Annotated in this window: 15 protein-coding genes; 8 read left to right on the top strand and 7 right to left on the bottom strand. The window is 73.0% G+C overall.

Going from position 1 to position 16,964, the window contains the following annotated elements:
• Positions 1-443 precede the first annotated feature (443 nt).
• Positions 444-2,192: a GAF domain-containing protein gene (locus QJS33_RS29125; RefSeq protein ID WP_306371283.1), complete on the top strand. Its 1,749-nt coding sequence runs from the start codon at positions 444-446 to the stop codon at positions 2,190-2,192.
• Between the two features lie 484 nt (positions 2,193-2,676).
• Here QJS33_RS29125 and QJS33_RS29120 read toward each other — a convergent pair whose 3' ends face one another.
• The 3 genes from QJS33_RS29120 to QJS33_RS29110 all read right to left on the bottom strand — a co-directional run bounded on the left by QJS33_RS29120 (position 2,677) and on the right by QJS33_RS29110 (position 6,050).
• A complete protein-coding gene (locus tag QJS33_RS29120) occupies positions 2,677-3,348 on the bottom strand; it encodes a response regulator transcription factor (protein WP_306371282.1) in 672 nt (223 codons plus the stop codon).
• A gap of 195 nt (positions 3,349-3,543) precedes the next feature.
• Positions 3,544-5,004, bottom strand: a complete 1,461-nt coding sequence (locus tag QJS33_RS29115) for an amidase (RefSeq protein ID WP_372339738.1) — start codon at positions 5,002-5,004, stop codon at positions 3,544-3,546.
• A gap of 20 nt (positions 5,005-5,024) precedes the next feature.
• Positions 5,025-6,050 (bottom strand): D-2-hydroxyacid dehydrogenase, encoded by a 1,026-nt coding sequence (locus tag QJS33_RS29110; RefSeq protein ID WP_306371281.1) that lies wholly within the window; start codon positions 6,048-6,050, stop codon positions 5,025-5,027.
• Positions 6,051-6,349: 299 nt separating this feature from the next.
• On the opposite strand from QJS33_RS29110, the gene QJS33_RS29105 reads away from it, so the two are divergent.
• The 4 genes from QJS33_RS29105 to QJS33_RS29090 are packed head-to-tail and all read left to right on the top strand — an operon-like array spanning position 6,350 to position 9,188.
• Positions 6,350-6,832, top strand: coding sequence for a DUF3830 family protein (locus QJS33_RS29105; protein ID WP_306371280.1), 483 nt, complete (start codon positions 6,350-6,352; stop codon positions 6,830-6,832).
• Between the two features lie 53 nt (positions 6,833-6,885).
• Entirely contained in the window at positions 6,886-7,656 is a 771-nt protein-coding gene (locus QJS33_RS29100; protein WP_306371279.1) for an Asp/Glu racemase, read from the top strand.
• Between the two features lie 47 nt (positions 7,657-7,703).
• Positions 7,704-8,456: a maleate cis-trans isomerase gene (locus tag QJS33_RS29095; protein ID WP_306371278.1), complete on the top strand. Its 753-nt coding sequence runs from the start codon at positions 7,704-7,706 to the stop codon at positions 8,454-8,456.
• Between the two features lie 57 nt (positions 8,457-8,513).
• Positions 8,514-9,188 (top strand): GntR family transcriptional regulator, encoded by a 675-nt coding sequence (locus QJS33_RS29090; RefSeq protein WP_306371277.1) that lies wholly within the window; start codon positions 8,514-8,516, stop codon positions 9,186-9,188.
• Here the strand turns inward: QJS33_RS29090 and QJS33_RS29085 are convergent.
• Both QJS33_RS29085 and QJS33_RS29080 read right to left on the bottom strand, forming a co-directional pair.
• Positions 9,185-9,499: a type II toxin-antitoxin system Phd/YefM family antitoxin gene (locus QJS33_RS29085; RefSeq protein WP_306371276.1), complete on the bottom strand. Its 315-nt coding sequence runs from the start codon at positions 9,497-9,499 to the stop codon at positions 9,185-9,187. The two genes, QJS33_RS29090 and QJS33_RS29085, sit on opposite strands and share 4 nt — an antisense overlap.
• A gap of 57 nt (positions 9,500-9,556) precedes the next feature.
• Positions 9,557-11,020 (bottom strand): NAD-dependent succinate-semialdehyde dehydrogenase, encoded by a 1,464-nt coding sequence (locus QJS33_RS29080; RefSeq protein WP_306371275.1) that lies wholly within the window; start codon positions 11,018-11,020, stop codon positions 9,557-9,559.
• A 177-nt stretch (positions 11,021-11,197) separates the two neighbouring features.
• Here QJS33_RS29080 and QJS33_RS29075 point away from each other — a divergent pair, with 177 nt between their 5' ends.
• The 3 genes from QJS33_RS29075 (at position 11,198) to QJS33_RS29065 (ending at position 14,003) form a co-directional block, all read left to right on the top strand.
• On the top strand, positions 11,198-12,448 hold the full coding sequence (locus QJS33_RS29075) for an aspartate aminotransferase family protein (RefSeq protein WP_306371274.1): 1,251 nt from the start codon (positions 11,198-11,200) through the stop codon (positions 12,446-12,448).
• A 55-nt stretch (positions 12,449-12,503) separates the two neighbouring features.
• The gene (locus QJS33_RS29070; RefSeq protein ID WP_306371273.1) at positions 12,504-12,716 is read left to right on the top strand and encodes a hypothetical protein; all 213 of its coding nucleotides are present in this window, start codon (positions 12,504-12,506) and stop codon (positions 12,714-12,716) included.
• Positions 12,717-12,809: 93 nt separating this feature from the next.
• Complete coding sequence (locus tag QJS33_RS29065) at positions 12,810-14,003, top strand: hypothetical protein (RefSeq protein ID WP_306371272.1); 1,194 nt, start codon at positions 12,810-12,812, stop codon at positions 14,001-14,003.
• Between the two features lie 12 nt (positions 14,004-14,015).
• Here the strand turns inward: QJS33_RS29065 and QJS33_RS29060 are convergent, their stop codons facing one another.
• Positions 14,016-14,678 carry a DUF6518 family protein gene (locus QJS33_RS29060; RefSeq protein WP_306371271.1) on the bottom strand — a complete coding sequence of 221 codons (663 nt, stop codon included), beginning with the start codon at positions 14,676-14,678 and terminating at the stop codon, positions 14,016-14,018.
• Positions 14,679-15,943: 1,265 nt separating this feature from the next.
• Positions 15,944-16,669, bottom strand: coding sequence for a Crp/Fnr family transcriptional regulator (locus QJS33_RS29055; protein WP_306371270.1), 726 nt, complete (start codon positions 16,667-16,669; stop codon positions 15,944-15,946).
• Between the last annotated feature and the right edge of the window lie 295 nt (positions 16,670-16,964).

Raw genomic sequence — 16,964 nt, 5'->3', positions numbered from 1 at the left:
CAGGGCGCACAGCGCGCCGGCCACGAGGGCGGCGAGCAGCAGCGCCCGGCGGACCGGTGCGGGGCACACGGCGGTACGGGCGCCGCTGGCGCTCGCACTACCGTGGGCTGTGAACACCGGGGTTCCTTCCACCGTGGACCGGGAGGCTTCGTCGCGACCGGGGCGGGGGCCGCCGGTGCGGGGGCGCCGCACGCAGCGGGGCCGATCGGGGTGTCGGAGGCGGGGATCATCGCGATCCCCCCTGCGCCGAACGAGAGCGACGTTAGCATGCAACGGAGAGAGCACGGAGCGTTTCCACGAGAATTCCCGCCCAGGTGGGATCCCCTCTCCTCTCGCAGATGTAGCAAATCCGGAAAAAACCAACGACAATTCACCTATATAGGCCCGAGGAAAAGCGCGCATTGCGAGACCGCCCGACCGGCTCTGCGGAGGTTGACCGACACATGACCGAGCTCCCCCAGAGCCCCCGGCTGTCCCCCGGCTCCCTGGAAGACCTCCTCACCGACGTGCGCGGCCTGCACCACGGCATGTCCGACCAGGCCCGGATGCGCTCCCTGCTCCAGGCGGTGCTGACCATCGGGGGCGACCTCGACCTGGCGACCGTGCTGCGCAGGCTCACCGAGATGGCCGCCCAACTGGTCGGCGCCCGCTACGCGGGCCTGGGGGTCGTCGACGAGGACGGCGGCTTCAGCGAGTTCATCCCCGTGGGGGTCACCCGCGAACAGGCCGAGCACATCACCCGGTTCCCGCACGGCAAGGGGGTCCTGGCGGCCCCGCTGTTCGGGCGCACCGCGCTGCGGCTGGCGGACCTGCGCGACCACCCCGACTTCGGCGGGTTCCCCGAGGGGCACCCGCAGATGTCCACCTTCCTCGGGGTGCCGATCCAGGTGCGCGGCGAGGTGTTCGGCAACCTCTACCTCACCGAGAAGTCCGACGGCGGCGAGTTCGACGAGGAGGACGAGGCCGTGGTCACCGCCCTGGCCACCGCCGCCGGGGTCGCCATCGAGAACGCGCGCCTGTACGAGGAGGCGCGGCTGCGCGAACGCTGGCTGGCCGCCTCCACCGAGGTCACCACACGGCTGCTGTCGGGTGCGACCGCCGACGACGTGCTGGCCTACCTGGCCGAGCAGGCCCGCGAGATCGGCGGCGCCGACACCGCGGTGGTGCTGCTGCCGGACCCGCGGGCCCGGGGGCACCTGTTCGCCGAGATAGCGGACGGCCCCATCGCGCAGGAGATCCTGGGCACCCCGGTGGAGATCCACGATTCGGCCTGCGGCCAGGTGTACGAGTCGGGCGAGCCGATGGGCATCCCCGACCTGGGCCGGGCCAACTGCCCGATGCTCACCCACCGCGGCTACGGTCCTGGGCTGCTGGTGCCGCTGGGCACCCCGGGCAACACGCGGGGGGTGCTGCTGCTGGGCAAGGTGTCGGAGCGGGCGCCGTTCCCGGCGACGATACGGCGCATGCTGCACTCGTTCTCCGTCCAGGCGGGCATCGCGCTGGAGCTGGCCGAGGCCCGGCACGACACCGAGCGCCTGGTGGTGCTGGAGGAGCGCGACCGGATCGCCAAGGACCTGCACGACGTGGTCATCCAGCGGCTGTTCGCGTCGGCGATGACGCTGATGAGCACGATGCGGCTGATCCCGTCGCAGGAGGCGGCCGAGCGGGTGCAGCGCACCATAGACGAGCTGGACGCCACCATCCGGGAGATCCGCTCGACGATCTTCGCGTTGCAGAACCCGCCCAGCCGCCAGGACACCTCGCTGCGCGGGCGCATCCTGAAGCTGGCCGAGAACACCGCCCACAGCCTGGGCTGCCACCCGGGGGTGAGCCTGGACGGGCCGATCGACGCCTCGGTCCCCGACGAGGTCGGCGAGCAGCTGCTGGCCGTGCTCGGGGAGGCGCTGAGCAACGTGGCCCGGCACGCGCGCGCCTCGGAGGTGCACGTGTCGGTGGCGGTGGAGGAGACGGCGACGACCGGTCGGCCCACCACACTGACGCTGACCGTCACCGACAACGGGGTGGGCCTGCCCGAGGAGGGGCGGCGCAGCGGACTGCGCAACATGGACGACCGGGCCAGAGCCCTGGGCGGCGGGTTCTCCGCGCGGCGCGCGCAGACCGGCGGCACGGTGCTCGTCTGGAAGGTGCCGGTGCCCGACGACGGGACGCCGCCGTTCGACACCTTCCAGTGACGGGTCCCGGGACGGCTCGGCCGGGGATTGTTCGGTGGACGCCTCCGTGCGGCTCGGTGCTCGCGCCGGGTGCCGGGAACGGCGGTCGGGCGATCTCCCACAGGACGCCCGGCGGAGGCGCCTCTACCGTGCGGTGCCGCGCGGGCTCTTCGGTGTCGCACAGCGGGTCCCGCCCGGGTTCGGCCGTCCAAGCGCAGGCGGCGCGGCAGAAGGCGGCCTGACGGCCCCGCGAAGACACCGCGCCGCAGACGTCCACCGAGAGCGGCGGGCGATCTCCCGCAGGACGCCCGGCGGAGGCGCCTCTACCGTGCGGTGCCGCGCGGGCTCTGCGGTGTCGCACAGCCGGGTCCGCCCGGGTTCGGCCGTCCAAGCGCAGGCGGCGCGGCGGGAGGCGGCCTGACGGCCCCGCGAAGACACCGCGCCGCAGACGTCCACCGAGAGCGGCGGGCGACGGGCGGGCCCGGGTCGGTGCGCCGGACACGCCCTAGTAGCGGCGGCTGCGGAGTTCGGCGACCAGGACCGCGGCCTGGGTGCGGCGCTTGAGGTCGAGCTTGGACAGCAGGGCCGACACGTAGTTCTTGACGGTCTTCTCCGCCAGGTAGAGGCGCTCGCCGATCTGGCGGTTGGTCATGCCCTCGCCGATGAGGTCGAGGATCTGGCGCTCCTGCGGAGTGAGCTCGGCCAGCGGGTCGGGCTCGGCCTGGGCGCCGCGCAGGCGCTCCATCATGGCCCCGGTGCTGCCGGAGTCGAGCAGCGAGCCGCCGGAGGCGACGGTGCGCACGGCCCCCACGAGGTCGGCACCGTGGATCTGCTTGAGCACGTATCCGGCGGCCCCGGCCATGACGGCGTCGTACAGGGCGTCCTCGTCGGCGAACGAGGTGAGCATGAGGCAGGCGATCTCGGGGTGGTCGGAGCGGATCTCCCGGCACACCTGGACACCGGAGCCGCCGGGCAGGCGCACGTCCAGGACGGCGACGTCGGGCACCACGACCGGGATACGGGCCAGTGCCTGTTCGGCCGTGCCCGCCTCGCCGACGACGGTCATGTCGTCCTCGGTCTCCAGGAGCGCGGCGACCCCGCGCCGGACCACCTCGTGGTCGTCCACCAGGAACACCCTGATGGGCTTGCGAACGTCCCCGCCTCCACCGCCCGACATGCCGCTCATCCTCATCCCTGTGCCATCCCTGCGTCGCCGCGCCTCGGACACGTCTCCGGCATAGACGGTAGTACGTGCGAGGGCGCGCGCGGGGGCCATATGACACAGAACTCGCCCGACAAAGGTCCTGCATGCGGACATATCACCCAAAGTGCGGGCGAAAACTCTGAGATCGCCCGCCTCCGGGGGCCGTGTTCACGAACGGGTCCCCGCCTGCGGGCGCGTCAGCTCCAGGGCTCGGCAGGCGGCCAGCACCCGGGCGTCCGCATGGCGCGGACCCACCACCTGGAGCCCCACCGGCAGCCCCGCGGAGGTGAATCCGCACGGCACGCTCGCCGCCGGCTGCTGCGTCATGTTGAACGGGTGGCTGAACCCCGCCCACGCCGTCCACCGCTCCCCCGCCAGGTCCGGCGGGCACTCACGTCCCGCCTCGAACGCCCCGAACGGCGCCGCCGGGGTGAGCAGCAGGTCGTACTCGCCGTGGAAGCGGCCCATCCGGGCGCCCATCTCCATCCGCAGCGCCATCGCCGTCAGGTAGTCCTGCGCGGAGAAGGCCAGCCCCTCCTCGATGATCTCCGCCAGCCCCGGGTCGAACAGTCCGCGGTCGGCTCCGGTGACACGTTCGGTGGCCTTGGCCGCACCCGCGTACCACAGCACGTGGAACTCGGCCCGGGCGTCGGGCAGGCCGGGATCGGCCTCCGTCACGTGCGCGCCCAGGTCCGCCAGGGTGTCGGCGGCCGCGGCGACGGCCGCCGACACCTCCGGGTCCACCGCGAGCCCGCCCAGGGTCGGGGAGAACGCGATGCGCAGCCCGCGCACCAGGTCCTCGGGGTCGGTACGCAGGCGCACGTCGGCCAGGCCCGGTTCCGGCGGGGCCAGCGCCGCCCAGTCCCGGGGGTCCGGGCGGACCATGGTCTCCAGCATGAGCGCGGCGTCGCCGACGGTGCGGGTCATCGGTCCGGTGTGCGCCAGCGAGCCGAAGGGGCTGGCCGGGAAGTGCGGGACCAGGCCCCAGGTGGGCTTGATCCCGACGATCCCGCTGAACGCGGCCGGGATGCGGATCGAGCCGCCGCCATCGGTGCCGGTGGCCATCGGGACCGCCCCGGCGGCGACCGCGGCGGCCGAACCGCCGCTGGACCCGCCCGGGGTGGTCGCCGGGTCCCACGGGTTGCGGGTGATCCCGGTGAGCGGGGAGTCGGTGACGGCCTTCCAGGCCAGCTCGGGGGTGGTGGTCTTGCCGACGAAGACCGCGCCCGCCTCCCGCAGCCGGGCCACCGCCGGGGAGTCCTCGTCCCAGGCGCCGGTGCGCGGAGAGGTCAGGGAGCCCTTGAGGGTGGGGTGGCCGCGCAGCAGGTGGACGTCCTTGACGGCGACCGGCACCCCGTCGAGCGGGCCCAGGGGTTCCCCGCGCTCCCAACGGGCGGCGGACTCCCGGGCGGCGGCACGGGCCTCCTCGGCCAGGACCAGACAGAAGGCGTTGAGGACGGGTTCGGTGCGGTCGATACGGGCCAGGGCCGCCTCGACCGCCTCCACCGGGGAGGCGTCCCCGGCGGCGTAGGCGGCCAGGAGGCCCTCGGCGGACACGGCGGACGGGTCGGCCACCGGGCCGGCGGGCGCCGGGGCGTCCGCGGCGGTCGAGTCGGAACGGATCGTCACTTCGGCCTCCCGGAAGGGGATCAGCCGGGTACGTAGCCCCGGCGCTTGTCGACGACGTTGCGCGGTTCGCGCCCGTCGAGATAACGGGAGAGTTCGTCCAGGAACAGGTCGACCAGCTCCTCGCGCCAGCCGACCACGTCCCCCGCCATGTGCGGGGAGACCACGGAGCCCGGCAGCCCCCACAGCGGATCGGCGGTGTCGAGGGGTTCTCGTTCGAACACGTCCAGCGCGGCCCCCGCGATGGCGCCGGAGTCCAGGGCGGCGGTCAGGTCCGACTGGTCGACGACGGGTCCGCGCGCCACGTTGACGAGCCGGGCGGTCGGCTTCATCAGGTCCAGGAAGGTGCGGTCGACCAGACCGCGGGTCGTGTCGGTGAGCGGGGCGGCGATGATCACGTGGTCGGCCGCCGGGAGCTCGCCGAACAGGGTCGGCTCCCCCCGCGGTCCGCGCTCGGCGGTGCTGGTGAGCACCACGTCGCCGAAGTCCGGGTCGCCGGTGCGGGCGCGGCTGCCCGAGGCCCGCACCCGCACGCCCACCGCGGTGAGCAGGCGGGCGGTGGCGCGGGCGATGGGCCCGGTGCCGACGACGAGGGCGCGCGAGCCCGCCACCCGCTCGGTCTCGCGGTGCTGCCAGCGGCGTTCGCGCTGGTACTCCCAGGTGCGGTGGAAGTCCTTGGCGTGGGCGATGACCAGACCCAGGACGTATTCGGCGATGGGCTGTTCGAAGACCCCGCGCGAGTTGGTGACCACGACGTCGGACTCGACCAGGCCGGGGAACATGAGGTTGTCGACCCCGGCGGTGGCCGCGTGGACCCGGTTCAGGGAGTCGGCCTTGGGCCAGGCGGCGGCCAGCGCCTCGGAGAACAGGTCCCAGACCAGCAGGAAGTGCGTGCCCGGCAGCTTGGCGGAGAGGTCGTCGGCGGTGGCGTACACGACCTCGCCCAACCCCGGGTGCCCGTCGATCCGCTCCCGGCCCGGCGGCAGGTCGTCGCCGTGCAGGATGAGCAGCCGGGGGTGGTCGGGCGGGGAAGGGACGGCACTGTTCACGGGCCTTGTGCTCTCCGGTCGACGGCAGGGAAACGCCGGCGGGGCGGTACGGCGGCCCCGCACCGGCCACGCTAGAAAGCGGACCTGGGATTGTCAACAATCGACAAACCGGCCCCTCCGGCATTCCGGGGCATTCTCACCCCCTCCCCCGCCCTTCTTGTGACGGGGGAACCCTTGATCGTAAGATTGTCGACAATCAACAACCCGGAGATCCCCGGGTGCCCGGACACAGTCCCGCCGGTCCCGACCCCGTCGCCCGGCCGCCACCGAAGGGACCCGACACCCCAGTGCCCAGGTACATGACCATCACGCTGCCCCGCCGCGGGGTGTCCTGCGTCGCGGAACTCCTCGAACAGGACGCACCGCGCACCTGCGCGGCGGTGTGGGACGCGCTGCCCCAGGGCGACGCCGTCCAGCACGCCAAGTACGCGCGCAACGAGGTCTACACGATGGTGCCGAGGTTCGCGCCCGTCGAACCCGGCCAGGAGAACCCCACGGTCACGCCGATCCCCGGCGACGTCGTCTACTTCTCCTTCGACGAGGGCATGCTCGACCGCGCCTTCAAGGAGGACAAGGGGATCGGCCACCTGCCCGGGGTCATCGACCTCGCCCTCTTCTACGGCCGCAACAACCTGCTGCTCAACGGGGACGTCGGGTGGGTGCCCGGCAACGTGTTCGCCACCGTCGTGGAGAACCTCCCCGCCATGGCGAAGGCGTGCGACGACGTCTGGCGCTCCGGCAGCGTCGGCGAACGCCTCGTCTACGAACGACTGGACCGCTGACGGCTCCCGCACGACGGGAGGCACGACAGGAAAGCCGAGGAGGTGAGCGACCGATGCTCGTCCAGGAACCCTTTGACGGCCCGGCGGCCGAACGCCCGACCCCGCTACAGACCGGGGTGGGGGTCGTGGCACCCTACGATTTCGCGCTCGACCGCGAACTGTGGCGGTGGACGCCCGACGACGTGTCCCTGCACATGACGCGCCTGCCCTACGTCCACGTCCCGGTGACGGTCGACCAGGCGGCGGCCCTGTGCCGCCCCGAGGACGTCACGCCGGCGGTCCGCACACTGCTCACCCCCGAACCCTCGGCGGTCGGCTACATGTGCGCCTCCGGGAGCTTCGTCCACGGCGCCGCGGGCGAGAGGGAGCTGCGCCGGACCATGGCCGAGGCCGGAGCGCCCGCCGCGGTCACCACCTCCGGCGCCCTGATCGAGGCGCTGGCCTGCCTGGGCGCCGAACGCGTCGCGGTCGTCACCCCCTACGTCGACGAGGTGACCGATCGCCTGCTCGGCTACCTGGGGGAGTACGGGATCGGCGTGACCTCCAGCGTGGGTCTGGGGCTGCTGGAGCACATCTGGCGGGTCGCGTACGGCGTGATCGCCCGCGCGGTCCACGAAGCCGACCGCCCCCAGGCCCAGGCGATCTTCGTGAGCTGCACCAACGTACTCACCTACGACATCATCGCCCCACTGGAGAGGGAGCTGGGGAAACCGGTGGTGACGGCCAACCAGGTGACCATGTGGGCACTGATGCGCGCCGTGGGCCGGCGCCCGGTGGCCCACGGGCAGCGCCTGATGGAGACCGCGGCGCCCAGTGCCGCATGAAAGCGCCGCATGAACCCGTGGCGGGGAGCCACAGTGAGGAGGGCACCATGACCCGCGTCGGATTCCTCTACCCGGGCCGCAGCGCGGAGAGCGACTACAAGGCCTACGCGGACCTGCTCGGCGGCGACGTCGAACTGTCCGTGGTCCACACCCTGATGCGCGAGGACGCCCACCGCGTGGAAGCCCTGCTCGACATCGGCGGCGAGGACGTGCTCACCGAGGGCGCCCGGGAGGCGGCGGCACTGGGGGTGGACGCCACCGTCTGGGCCTGCACCAGCGGGAGCTTCGTGTACGGCCGGGAGGGGGCGCTCCGCCAGGTCGAATGGGTCCGGCGGGCGGCGGGCACACCCGCGTCGAGCACCTCGTGGGCCTTTGTGCACGCCCTGATCAGGCTGCGGGTGTCCCGGGTGGCGATCGCGGCCACGTATCCCGAGGACGTGTCCCGCCGGTTCGTCGACTTCCTCGCCGCAGCGGGGATCGACGTGGTGTCCCTGGCCAGCCACGGCATCGCCACCGCCGCCGAGGTCGCCTACCTCGATCCGGACGAGGTCGTCGACTTCGTCACCTCCAACGACCACGCGCGTGCGGGGGCCGTGCTCGTCCCGGACACCGCCCTGCACACCGCGCACCTGATCGAACCGCTGGAGGCCCTGCTCGGCAAGACCGTGCTCACGGCCAACCAGGTGAGCATCTGGGAGGGGCTGCGCCTGGCCGGCGACACCCGGCCGCGGGCGAACGGGCCGGGGACACTGTTCCGTACCGGGGCCGCCGAGGTCGCGAGTATGCTGCCGCAGATCTGACCTCCGGGCGCTCCACGTGCCCGGAGGTCGGCGAGAACATCGAAAAGGAGGCGGAACATGCCCGCCCACGGTCAACTCACCCCCGTCCCCCGCAGATCCACCGCCGAACTCATCGCCGAGCAGCTGCGCTCGGCGATCATGTACGGTTCGCTGGCTCCGGGGGACCAGCTCGGCGAGGCCGACCTGGCCGGACGGCTGGGGGTGAGCCGCGGCCCGCTGCGCGAGGCCATGCAGCGGCTCGTCCAGGAGGGTCTGCTGCGCAGCGAACGCCACCGCGGGCTGTTCGTGCGCGAGCTGACCGCGGACGACGTGCGCGACATCTACGTGGCCCGGCTGGCCGTGGAGCGCACCGCCTGCGAACTGATCATGCGCGGCAACCGGGGCGAGGCCGTCGCCCGGCTCACCCCGGTGGTGCAGCGCCTGGCCGAGGCCGCCGCCACCGGCGACCGGCGCGCCATGAGCGACGCCGACCAGGAGTTCCACCGGACCCTGGTGAGCTGTTCCGGCAACGGCCGCCTGGAGCGGATGGCGCAGACCCTGCTGGTGGAGACCCGGATGTGCCTGACGGTGATGCAGGAGGTCTACCCCGAGCCCGCCGAGCTGCTGGAGGAGCACCGCCGCATCCTGGACGCCATCGCCGACGGCGCCGAGGAGCGGCTGCTGCACCTCATCGAGGCCCACATGACCGACACCGTCGCCCGCATCAACGACGGCGCCCCGCCCGCCCCCTAGGCCTGCTCGGTGAGGTCGTCCGGCATGGCGCGCAGCGGCCCCTGGTCCTCGCGCGCCGTGCCGACCGCCGACGCCCCGTCGTTGCGCGCTCCGGCGCGCGCGGCCGCCTCCGCGCGGCGCAGCCGGTCGGCGGTGTCGAGAGCCGTGAGGCGCTCGTACTCGGCCGGGGAGATGAGCACGCCCTGCGGTCTGCGATAGGCGCCGACCACGATCGGATCGTGCCCGGGGTCCGCGGACAGTTCGGCGAGGAGCTCCGGCAGGCGGGTGCGGGCCTCGGCGACTCCGAGGACGGTGGGGATCTTCGCGCTCATGGATTGATTGTACGAGAAGTTGTACAACTTCTCCACGGGCGAAGATCCCCCGCACGGTCAGAGGCCGCCGATCCCCACGTACTTGGTGTCGAGGAACTCGTCGATGCCCACGCGGCCGCCCTCACGGCCCAGGCCGGAGTGCTTCACCCCGCCGAACGGGGCGGCCGGGTTGGAGACCACGCCCTGGTTGAGGCCGACCATGCCGGCCTCCAGGGCCTCGCTCACCCGCAGGGCCCGGTTGAGGTCGCGGGTGTAGAGGTAGCCGACCAGGCCGAACTCGGTGTCGTTGGCGGCGCGCAGCGCCTCCTCCTCGGTCTCGAAGGTGAGCACCGGGGCGACCGGCCCGAAGATCTCCGTGGAGGACAGCTCGCTGGCGAACGGCACGTTCGCCAGCACCGTCGGCCGGTAGAAGTGACCCGGCCCGTCGCCCGGGCCGCCGCCGACCAGGACGGTGGCGCCGCGTTCGACGGCGTCGTCCACCAGGTGCTGCACCTTCTGGCGGGCCTTGTCGTCGATGAGCGGGCCCACGTCCACGCCGTCGTCCAGGCCGCGGCCCAGGCGCAGGGCGCCCATGCGCTCGCTCAGCCTCCGGGAGAACTCCTCGGCGATGCCCGACTGGGCGTAGATGCGGTTGGCCGCCGTGCACGCCTCGCCGATGTTGCGCATCTTGGCGAGCATCGCGCCGTCCACCGCCGCGTCCAGGTCGGCGTCGTCGAACACCAGGAAGGGCGCGTTGCCGCCCAGCTCCATGGAGGTGCGCAGCACCTGCCCCGCGCTCTGCTCCAGCAGGCGGCGGCCCACCGCGGTGGAGCCCGTGAACGACAGCTTGCGGATGCGGCCGTCGCTGAGCAGCGGCTCGGTGACCGCACCCGGGTCGGTGGTGGGGATGACGCTCAGCACGCCCTCGGGCAGCCCCGCCTCGGCGAGGATCCCCGCCAGGGCCAGCGCGGACAGCGGCGTCTGGTGGGCGGGTTTGAGGACCATGGTGCAGCCCGCGGCGACGGCCGGGCCGATCTTGCGGGTGCCCATGGCCATCGGGAAGTTCCACGGGGTGATGAGCATGCACGGCCCGACCGCCTGGCGCATGATCAGGAAGCGGGACTTTCCGTCGGGCGAGGTGGCGAACCCGCCCTCGATGCGCACCGCCTCCTCGGAGAACCAACGCAGGAACTCGGCGGCGTAGGCGATCTCGCCGCGCGCCTCGGCCAGCGGCTTGCCCATCTCCAGGGTCATCAGGACCGCCAGGTCCTCCTGGCGCTCCATGAGCAGCTCGTAGCCGCGGCGCAGGATCTCCCCGCGTTCGCGCGGCGCCGTGCGCGCCCACGACGGCTGGGCCCGGTGCGCGGCCTCCAGCGCGGCCAGCGCGTCCTCCTTGCCCGCGTCGGCGACGTTGCAGAGCACCTCACGGGTGGAGGGGTCCTCCACCTCGAAGGCCGCCCCCGACGCGGCGTCGCGCCACCGCCCTCCGATGAACAGGCGCTTCTCCACCTGTGCGACGACCCGTGCTTCCCGATCCGACATGTTCACCGCTCCCGGTCCTACATCGTGCGGGCCCCGCGATCGCGCGGACCCGGCGCCGTTGGGGTCAGACCTGCCCGGCGTGCGTCCCCTGGACACCGCCACGGACCGGATGTTTCCATAGCCGTGTCGATTGTCAACAATCCTACGGAAACGCGCGACAACGAATCGAGGCATCGCATGGCGGAGCTCTCCCCTGTCCTCAAGCAGGCCACCCCCGTGGTCGCGGCGCGAGGCGAGGGCGCCCACATCTACGACGAGGACGGCCGCCGCTATCTCGACTTCACCGCCGGCATCGGTGTCACGAGCACCGGCCACTGCCACCCCCGGGTGGTGGCCGCGGCGCAGGAGCAGGTGGCCACCCTCATCCACGGCCAGTACACGACCGTGATGCACCGACCGCTGCTGAAGCTCACCGAACGCCTGGGCGGGGTCCTGCCCGCCGGGATCGACCGGCTGTTCTACGTCAACTCCGGCAGCGAGGCCGTGGAGGCGGCGCTGCGGCTGGCCCGGCAGGCCACCGGGCGGCAGAACGCGATCGTGTTCCAGGGGTCGTTCCACGGCCGCACCATGGGCGCGGCGTCGCTCACCACCTCCGGGACCAAGATCCGGGCGGGCATCGGGCCGCTGGTGCCCGGGGTGGTCGTCGCCCCCTTCCCCTACGCCTACCGGCTGGGGATGTCGGAGGAGGAGGCGGTCGCGTACGCCCTGCGCGAGTTCGACGAACTGCTCATCACGGTGACCTCTCCGCAGGACACCGCGGCGGTGTTCATCGAGCCCGTCCTGGGCGAGGGCGGCTACGTGCCCGCGCCCGACGCCTTCCTCCAGGGGCTGCGCGAGCGCGCTGACGCGCACGGGTTCCTGCTGGTCGCCGACGAGGTGCAGACCGGGTTCGGGCGCACCGGAACGTTCTGGGGACACGAACCCTCCGGGATCGTCCCCGACATCGTCATCACCGCCAAGGGCCTGGCCAGCGGGTTCCCGCTGTCGGCGATCGCCGCGCCCGAGGCGGTCATGGCCAAGGCCTGGCCCGGCTCCCAGGGCGGGACCTACGGCGGCAACGCCGTCTCGTGCGCCGCCGCGCTGGCCACCCTCGACGTCATCGAGGAGGAGGGGCTGGTGGACAACGCCGCCCGCATGGGCGAACGGCTGCGCCAGGGACTGGAGAAGGTCGCGGCGACCACACCGCTGATCGGGGACGTGCGCGGCCGGGGGCTGATGCTGGCCAGCGAGTTCACCTCCGACGGCCGCCCCGACGGCGCCGCGGCACTGCGCGCGCAGCAGGCGGCGGTCCGTCACGGCCTGTTGCTGCTGACCTGCGGCCCGGCGGGGAACGTGGTGCGGATGATCCCGCCGCTCATCGTCGACGGCGAGCAGGTCGACGCGGCGCTCACCGCCTGGGAGGCGTCGGTGGCCGAGGCCTCCGCATAGCCGGGGCGGGGCCGGACGGCGGGGCGACCGGAACGCGCCGCCGACCGGCCCAGCGGTGGACGCCGGCGGGGCGGCCGACGACGGCGGGGCGGCCGACGACGGCGGGGCGGCCGACGACGGCGGGGCGGCCGACGACGGCGCCGACCTGCTCCGGGACGAGGAGCCGTACCTGCGGGCCACTGCTCGGGCAAGAGAGGACCTACTCGGCCGACCGACCGAGGCGGACAGGGCGTTGAAGGCCTCCGTGAGGGCGACGGTGACCGGCTGAGGACGGCCCGAAGGGCAACCGGAACGCGCCGTCTCCCGTCCCAGAGGTGGATACCGGTGAGGTGTTCGCCCCTGGGAGAGCGAGGCGATGTGCATGGGTCGGCGCACGAGGAACGGCGGTCAGGGGAACGGCCTTCCCCGTCGGAACCCCGACGCCGACGAGGCCCGGCGCGAGCAGGAACGGCTGCGGCGCCGCGAGGAGATCCGCAGCGCGTTCGACAACGCCGTGCGTCCGGTCTTCGACCCCGGTCTGCCCGCCGGCGTCGTGGACCGCCTGCGGCGGAACCCGTCCTTCCTGCTGGGTGAGACGGAGACGGTGGCCCGCTGGTCGGGGCACCGGGGGAAACTGCTCATGGGCGGCCTCACCGTCGCCTCGGTCGGCCTCGCCTGGCTGCTGGGGAGCTCGTGGCTCATGGTCGAGAGCCCCGGCGGCTACCTCCTGGGGCTCCTCGTCCACGCGACCGTGGTCGCGGCCGGCGCGATCGCGGCGGTCCGCGTGGCCCCGTACGAGTCCCGGCCGGCCCTCCTGCACGGGAAGAGGGCGCTCAGGTGGTGGATCTGGACCGGCCTGTCGGTGCTGCCGCTGACCATCGTCTCCTGGATCCTCGTACCCGCGTGGCCCTGGCTGTTCTTCGGGTACGCCCCCACGGCGGTCTGCACCGCGGCGGCCCTGTGGGTGGCCTTCGGCTGGACCCGGAACGAGCGCCTGGCCGTCGCACATGTACGCCGCTACCTGGTGCCGAAGGACTTCGACGAGCGAGGCACCGCCCTTCTCGTCGGGGTGCAGCAGACGGTCTCCACCGTGGAGGAGGCGGGCGAGCGGCTGGGGGACTCCTTCGACGCCGCCCACCCCTTGCACATCCTGCGCGCGGAGGAGTGGCGGATCGCCTCGACGCTGTACCGGTACCAGCGGCTCCGGGCCGAGACCCGCACGGAGCTGGCCGAAGCCACGTCGGACCGGGTGAAGGCGGTGCTCGCACACCAGCGCCAACAGCAGGAGACCGTCTACCGGGAACTGGCCTCCCAGTCGGACCGGATCCTGGAGTACCGCGCGGCGGTCGAGGAGGTCCTGCGGGCACACGCCGAATGGGAACAGATCGAACGGGCCGAAATGCGCGACGACCGCATCACCGACCTGCGCTCAAGGGTGTCGCAGAGCGCGCACACCGAACTGCTCAAGGACGAGGAAGTGAGGGTGCGGGCCGCCGCACGAGTACGGGACGAACTGCTCGACCGGCTGACCGAAGCGGGGAAGGGCCTGACGGCCGCCGTCGGCCGCGGGACCTGACCGAAAAGCCCTTCAGGAAGCGGCGACCGCGAGGTCGGCCAGGACGAAGAACCCGAGCCCGAGCGGGACCAGCACGGCGAACACCGCCAGCGTCCGCGCCCGGTCCGCCCACCCGCGGCCACCGAACAGCAGCGGGACGGCCAGGCCCAGCAGCGCCTGGGTCCAGGCCGTCCCGAGCATGTGCGTGAAGTGCTCCCAGTTCACGAGCTTGAAGACGCCCTCGGCGGCCAGGACCGCGCCGAGCAGCGCCACCGCGCCCGCCCGCCACCAGCCGTCCCGGTTCCGCCACACGGCCCCGGCCAGCCCGAACAGCGGCCCGGCCAGCGCGCCGCACGCCATCCACACCAGCGGGGCCCAGAGGTCCTGGGCGCCCAGCCACAGCAGCGAGGTGAAGCCGTAGTAGCCGACCACCGCGCACCACTGGGTGAGCAGCCCGGCCACGGCGCACGCCCACGGGCGGGCGGCGGCACCGGCCGCCCCGGCGGCGAACGCCGCGACCGACCAGACCGCACCGGAGTTGGCGAGCCACGCCGCGGCGTCGGGCAGCAGGCCCTGGGCGACCATGGTGGCGATGCCGACGATGAGGCCGCCCGTCCCCGACAGGACGAACAGGGCCCACAGGGGAACCGCCCGCTCGGGGGCGGTGTCCTGCACGGGCGCGGGTTCGGTGCTCATACACGACCTATCGCGTTCGGCCCGCACCGAGGTTCCCGGCCCCTTCCCTGCGCCGTGTCAGCGGATGTGCATCATCTCCTGGGCTGTGGCGCTGGTCCGGGAAACCTGGCACCATGGCGGCCATGACCACACCCCGAAAGGCCGATGCCGCGTAGACGGCCCGGAACGCTGCGTGAACGGCAGCTCAAGTCCCGCTTCTGGGAAGTGCCGCCCCCGGCCCGAATCCACGGGCTTTCCACTCGCACCAGCCTCCTGATCCATCGGGTGGAAGGGCTCTCGACGGACCCCTACCTCTTCATCGGCGCCACCGACCATGCTCTGCGCCGGTACGAGGCATTCTCGGCACCACCGGGACTGCGCCACCGCTATCCACAGGACTCCGAATGTCCGTGCCGCGGCTGCTCCTTCGCCGACGTGAGACACGCCCGCGATGTCCTTGACACGGTGATCCGGCAACTGCCCCGCAGGGCTCGAACCGAACTCGGGCGCCGTGTGGCGTCTCTGGACGCCGTGTACCTCCGGCGAACCCTGCCGGACCCGTTCGCCCACCGCCGCCAATGGCGTGCCGACCGCTGGTGGCGGCGCCGTCTGTCCACCGGCCGAGGGGCCGGATGAAATCCACCCGTCGGCCACACCCTTCAGCGACCCCAAGGGCGAGCCACCACGGTTTCGGTCCGGGGCGCCCGACAGCGCTGGTGCCGTGGCCGGAAACGTCCGCCCGGTCGCGTGATCGGTCCCGGGGCCGATCGCGGTAGCGATCGACCCCGGGAGCCGCGGTGTCCGCGCCCCTCGAAGCCCACGGGCCCACCGATCCCGACGGCCGGAAACCGCAACGCTTGGTCCGCCGGGGCGGCACCGGCACCGTCCGCCACCGGCGGGCGATCGCGGCGGACCGTCGGTGGGCCGGGGAGGTTCAGCCGCCGGGCCCGCCCGTGGTCACGTCCCCGGGAGTGGTGTGATTTTCGTGCGGGTGGGTCCTTGCGGGTCATCGCGATGGTCGGCCGAAGTCGGGCAGGCCGCCGCGTACCGGCGGCCCGCTGACCGGGATGAAGAAGCCGCCGGAGGCGGCGATGCACCGATCCGCCCGGTACCGCTGACGCGCATCCGTGGGAACGGGGCCGGAAAAGTCACACCACTCGATGGGACACCATCCCGCCCGTCGGTGCCGATCGCCGCCCCACACGGGGCCGGGCGCGCCGGTGGGTGAGGCGCGGGGTCCGGCACCGCCCCCGGTCGGCCGGTGGACTCCGGTGGAGGAGCGGTCCTCAGGTGCGTGAGGTCAGGCCCGGGCGGTCGATCAGGTCGATCGCGGCGTAGCGGACCCGGACGAGTCCCGCCTTCTCGAACTCCTTCAGCACCTTGTTCAACGACGGTCGGCGTACGCCCAGCATGGCCGCCAGGGTGCGCTGGGGCAGGGCGACGACGCCCCTGTCGGCCTCGTCCAGCAGGAGCCGCGCGGTCTGCTGGGGCAGGGACTTGCCGAGCAGGCCGAGGATGCGCATGTGGCTGGTGTTGAGGCGTTCGGCCACGCTCGACAGCCACCGGCGGGCGATGGCCGGGTGGGTGGCCAACAGGTGCTCGAACCCCTCAGGCCCCAGCTCCAGCAGTTCGACGTCCTCCAAGGCGTGGCCGGTGTAGGGCATGGGCATGCCCAACAGCAGCGGGATGTCGCCATCGACGTCCCCGGGCTTGAGGATCTGCACGACGACACGTTCCCTGCCCGAACCGGCCGACAGTTCGACCTGTCCGGTCCGCACGATCCACACCCCTGTGCCGTCGTCACCGGCGCCGAACACCACACCTGACCTGGGAACGGTGCGTCGGCGCAGTATGGAGGCCAGGGCCGTGACGTCGTGGGCGGTGAGCGGTGCGGTACTGCCGCGTCCCACGCAACGGGCCACCCATGCGGCCTGCTGGAGCCGGGGGTCCGCATGTGCGTCGCCGAGGAGGCGCAGGGCGCGGTCCATCGCCGATGACCGATCGAACTGCATGCGGATCGCCCCCGTCGTGTCGGGACCGCGGACCCATCAAACGCGGGCACGGACGTCCCCTGGAACCGAAGTTACCGGATCAGGGGAGGTCACGGTCGTGAACACGGGCGGATCGATCAGCCGCCGAACGTGCGATGGTGCCGCCTGCTCCCGCACGGTCCGCGCGTGACCGGCGGCCGGTCATCCCTCCGGGGCGCGATCGGTGGGCCGGTCCGCCGCGGCGGACCGTCGGCGCCGGAGCAGGCCCCCCACCGCCGCCCCCGCGACCAACAGGGACAACACGAGCGCGATCCAC

The sequence above is a fragment of the Nocardiopsis sp. CC223A genome (assembly GCF_030766825.1).
Taxonomy (GTDB): domain Bacteria; phylum Actinomycetota; class Actinomycetes; order Streptosporangiales; family Streptosporangiaceae; genus Nocardiopsis.
This window is presented reverse-complemented; position numbering and strand designations above follow the sequence as displayed.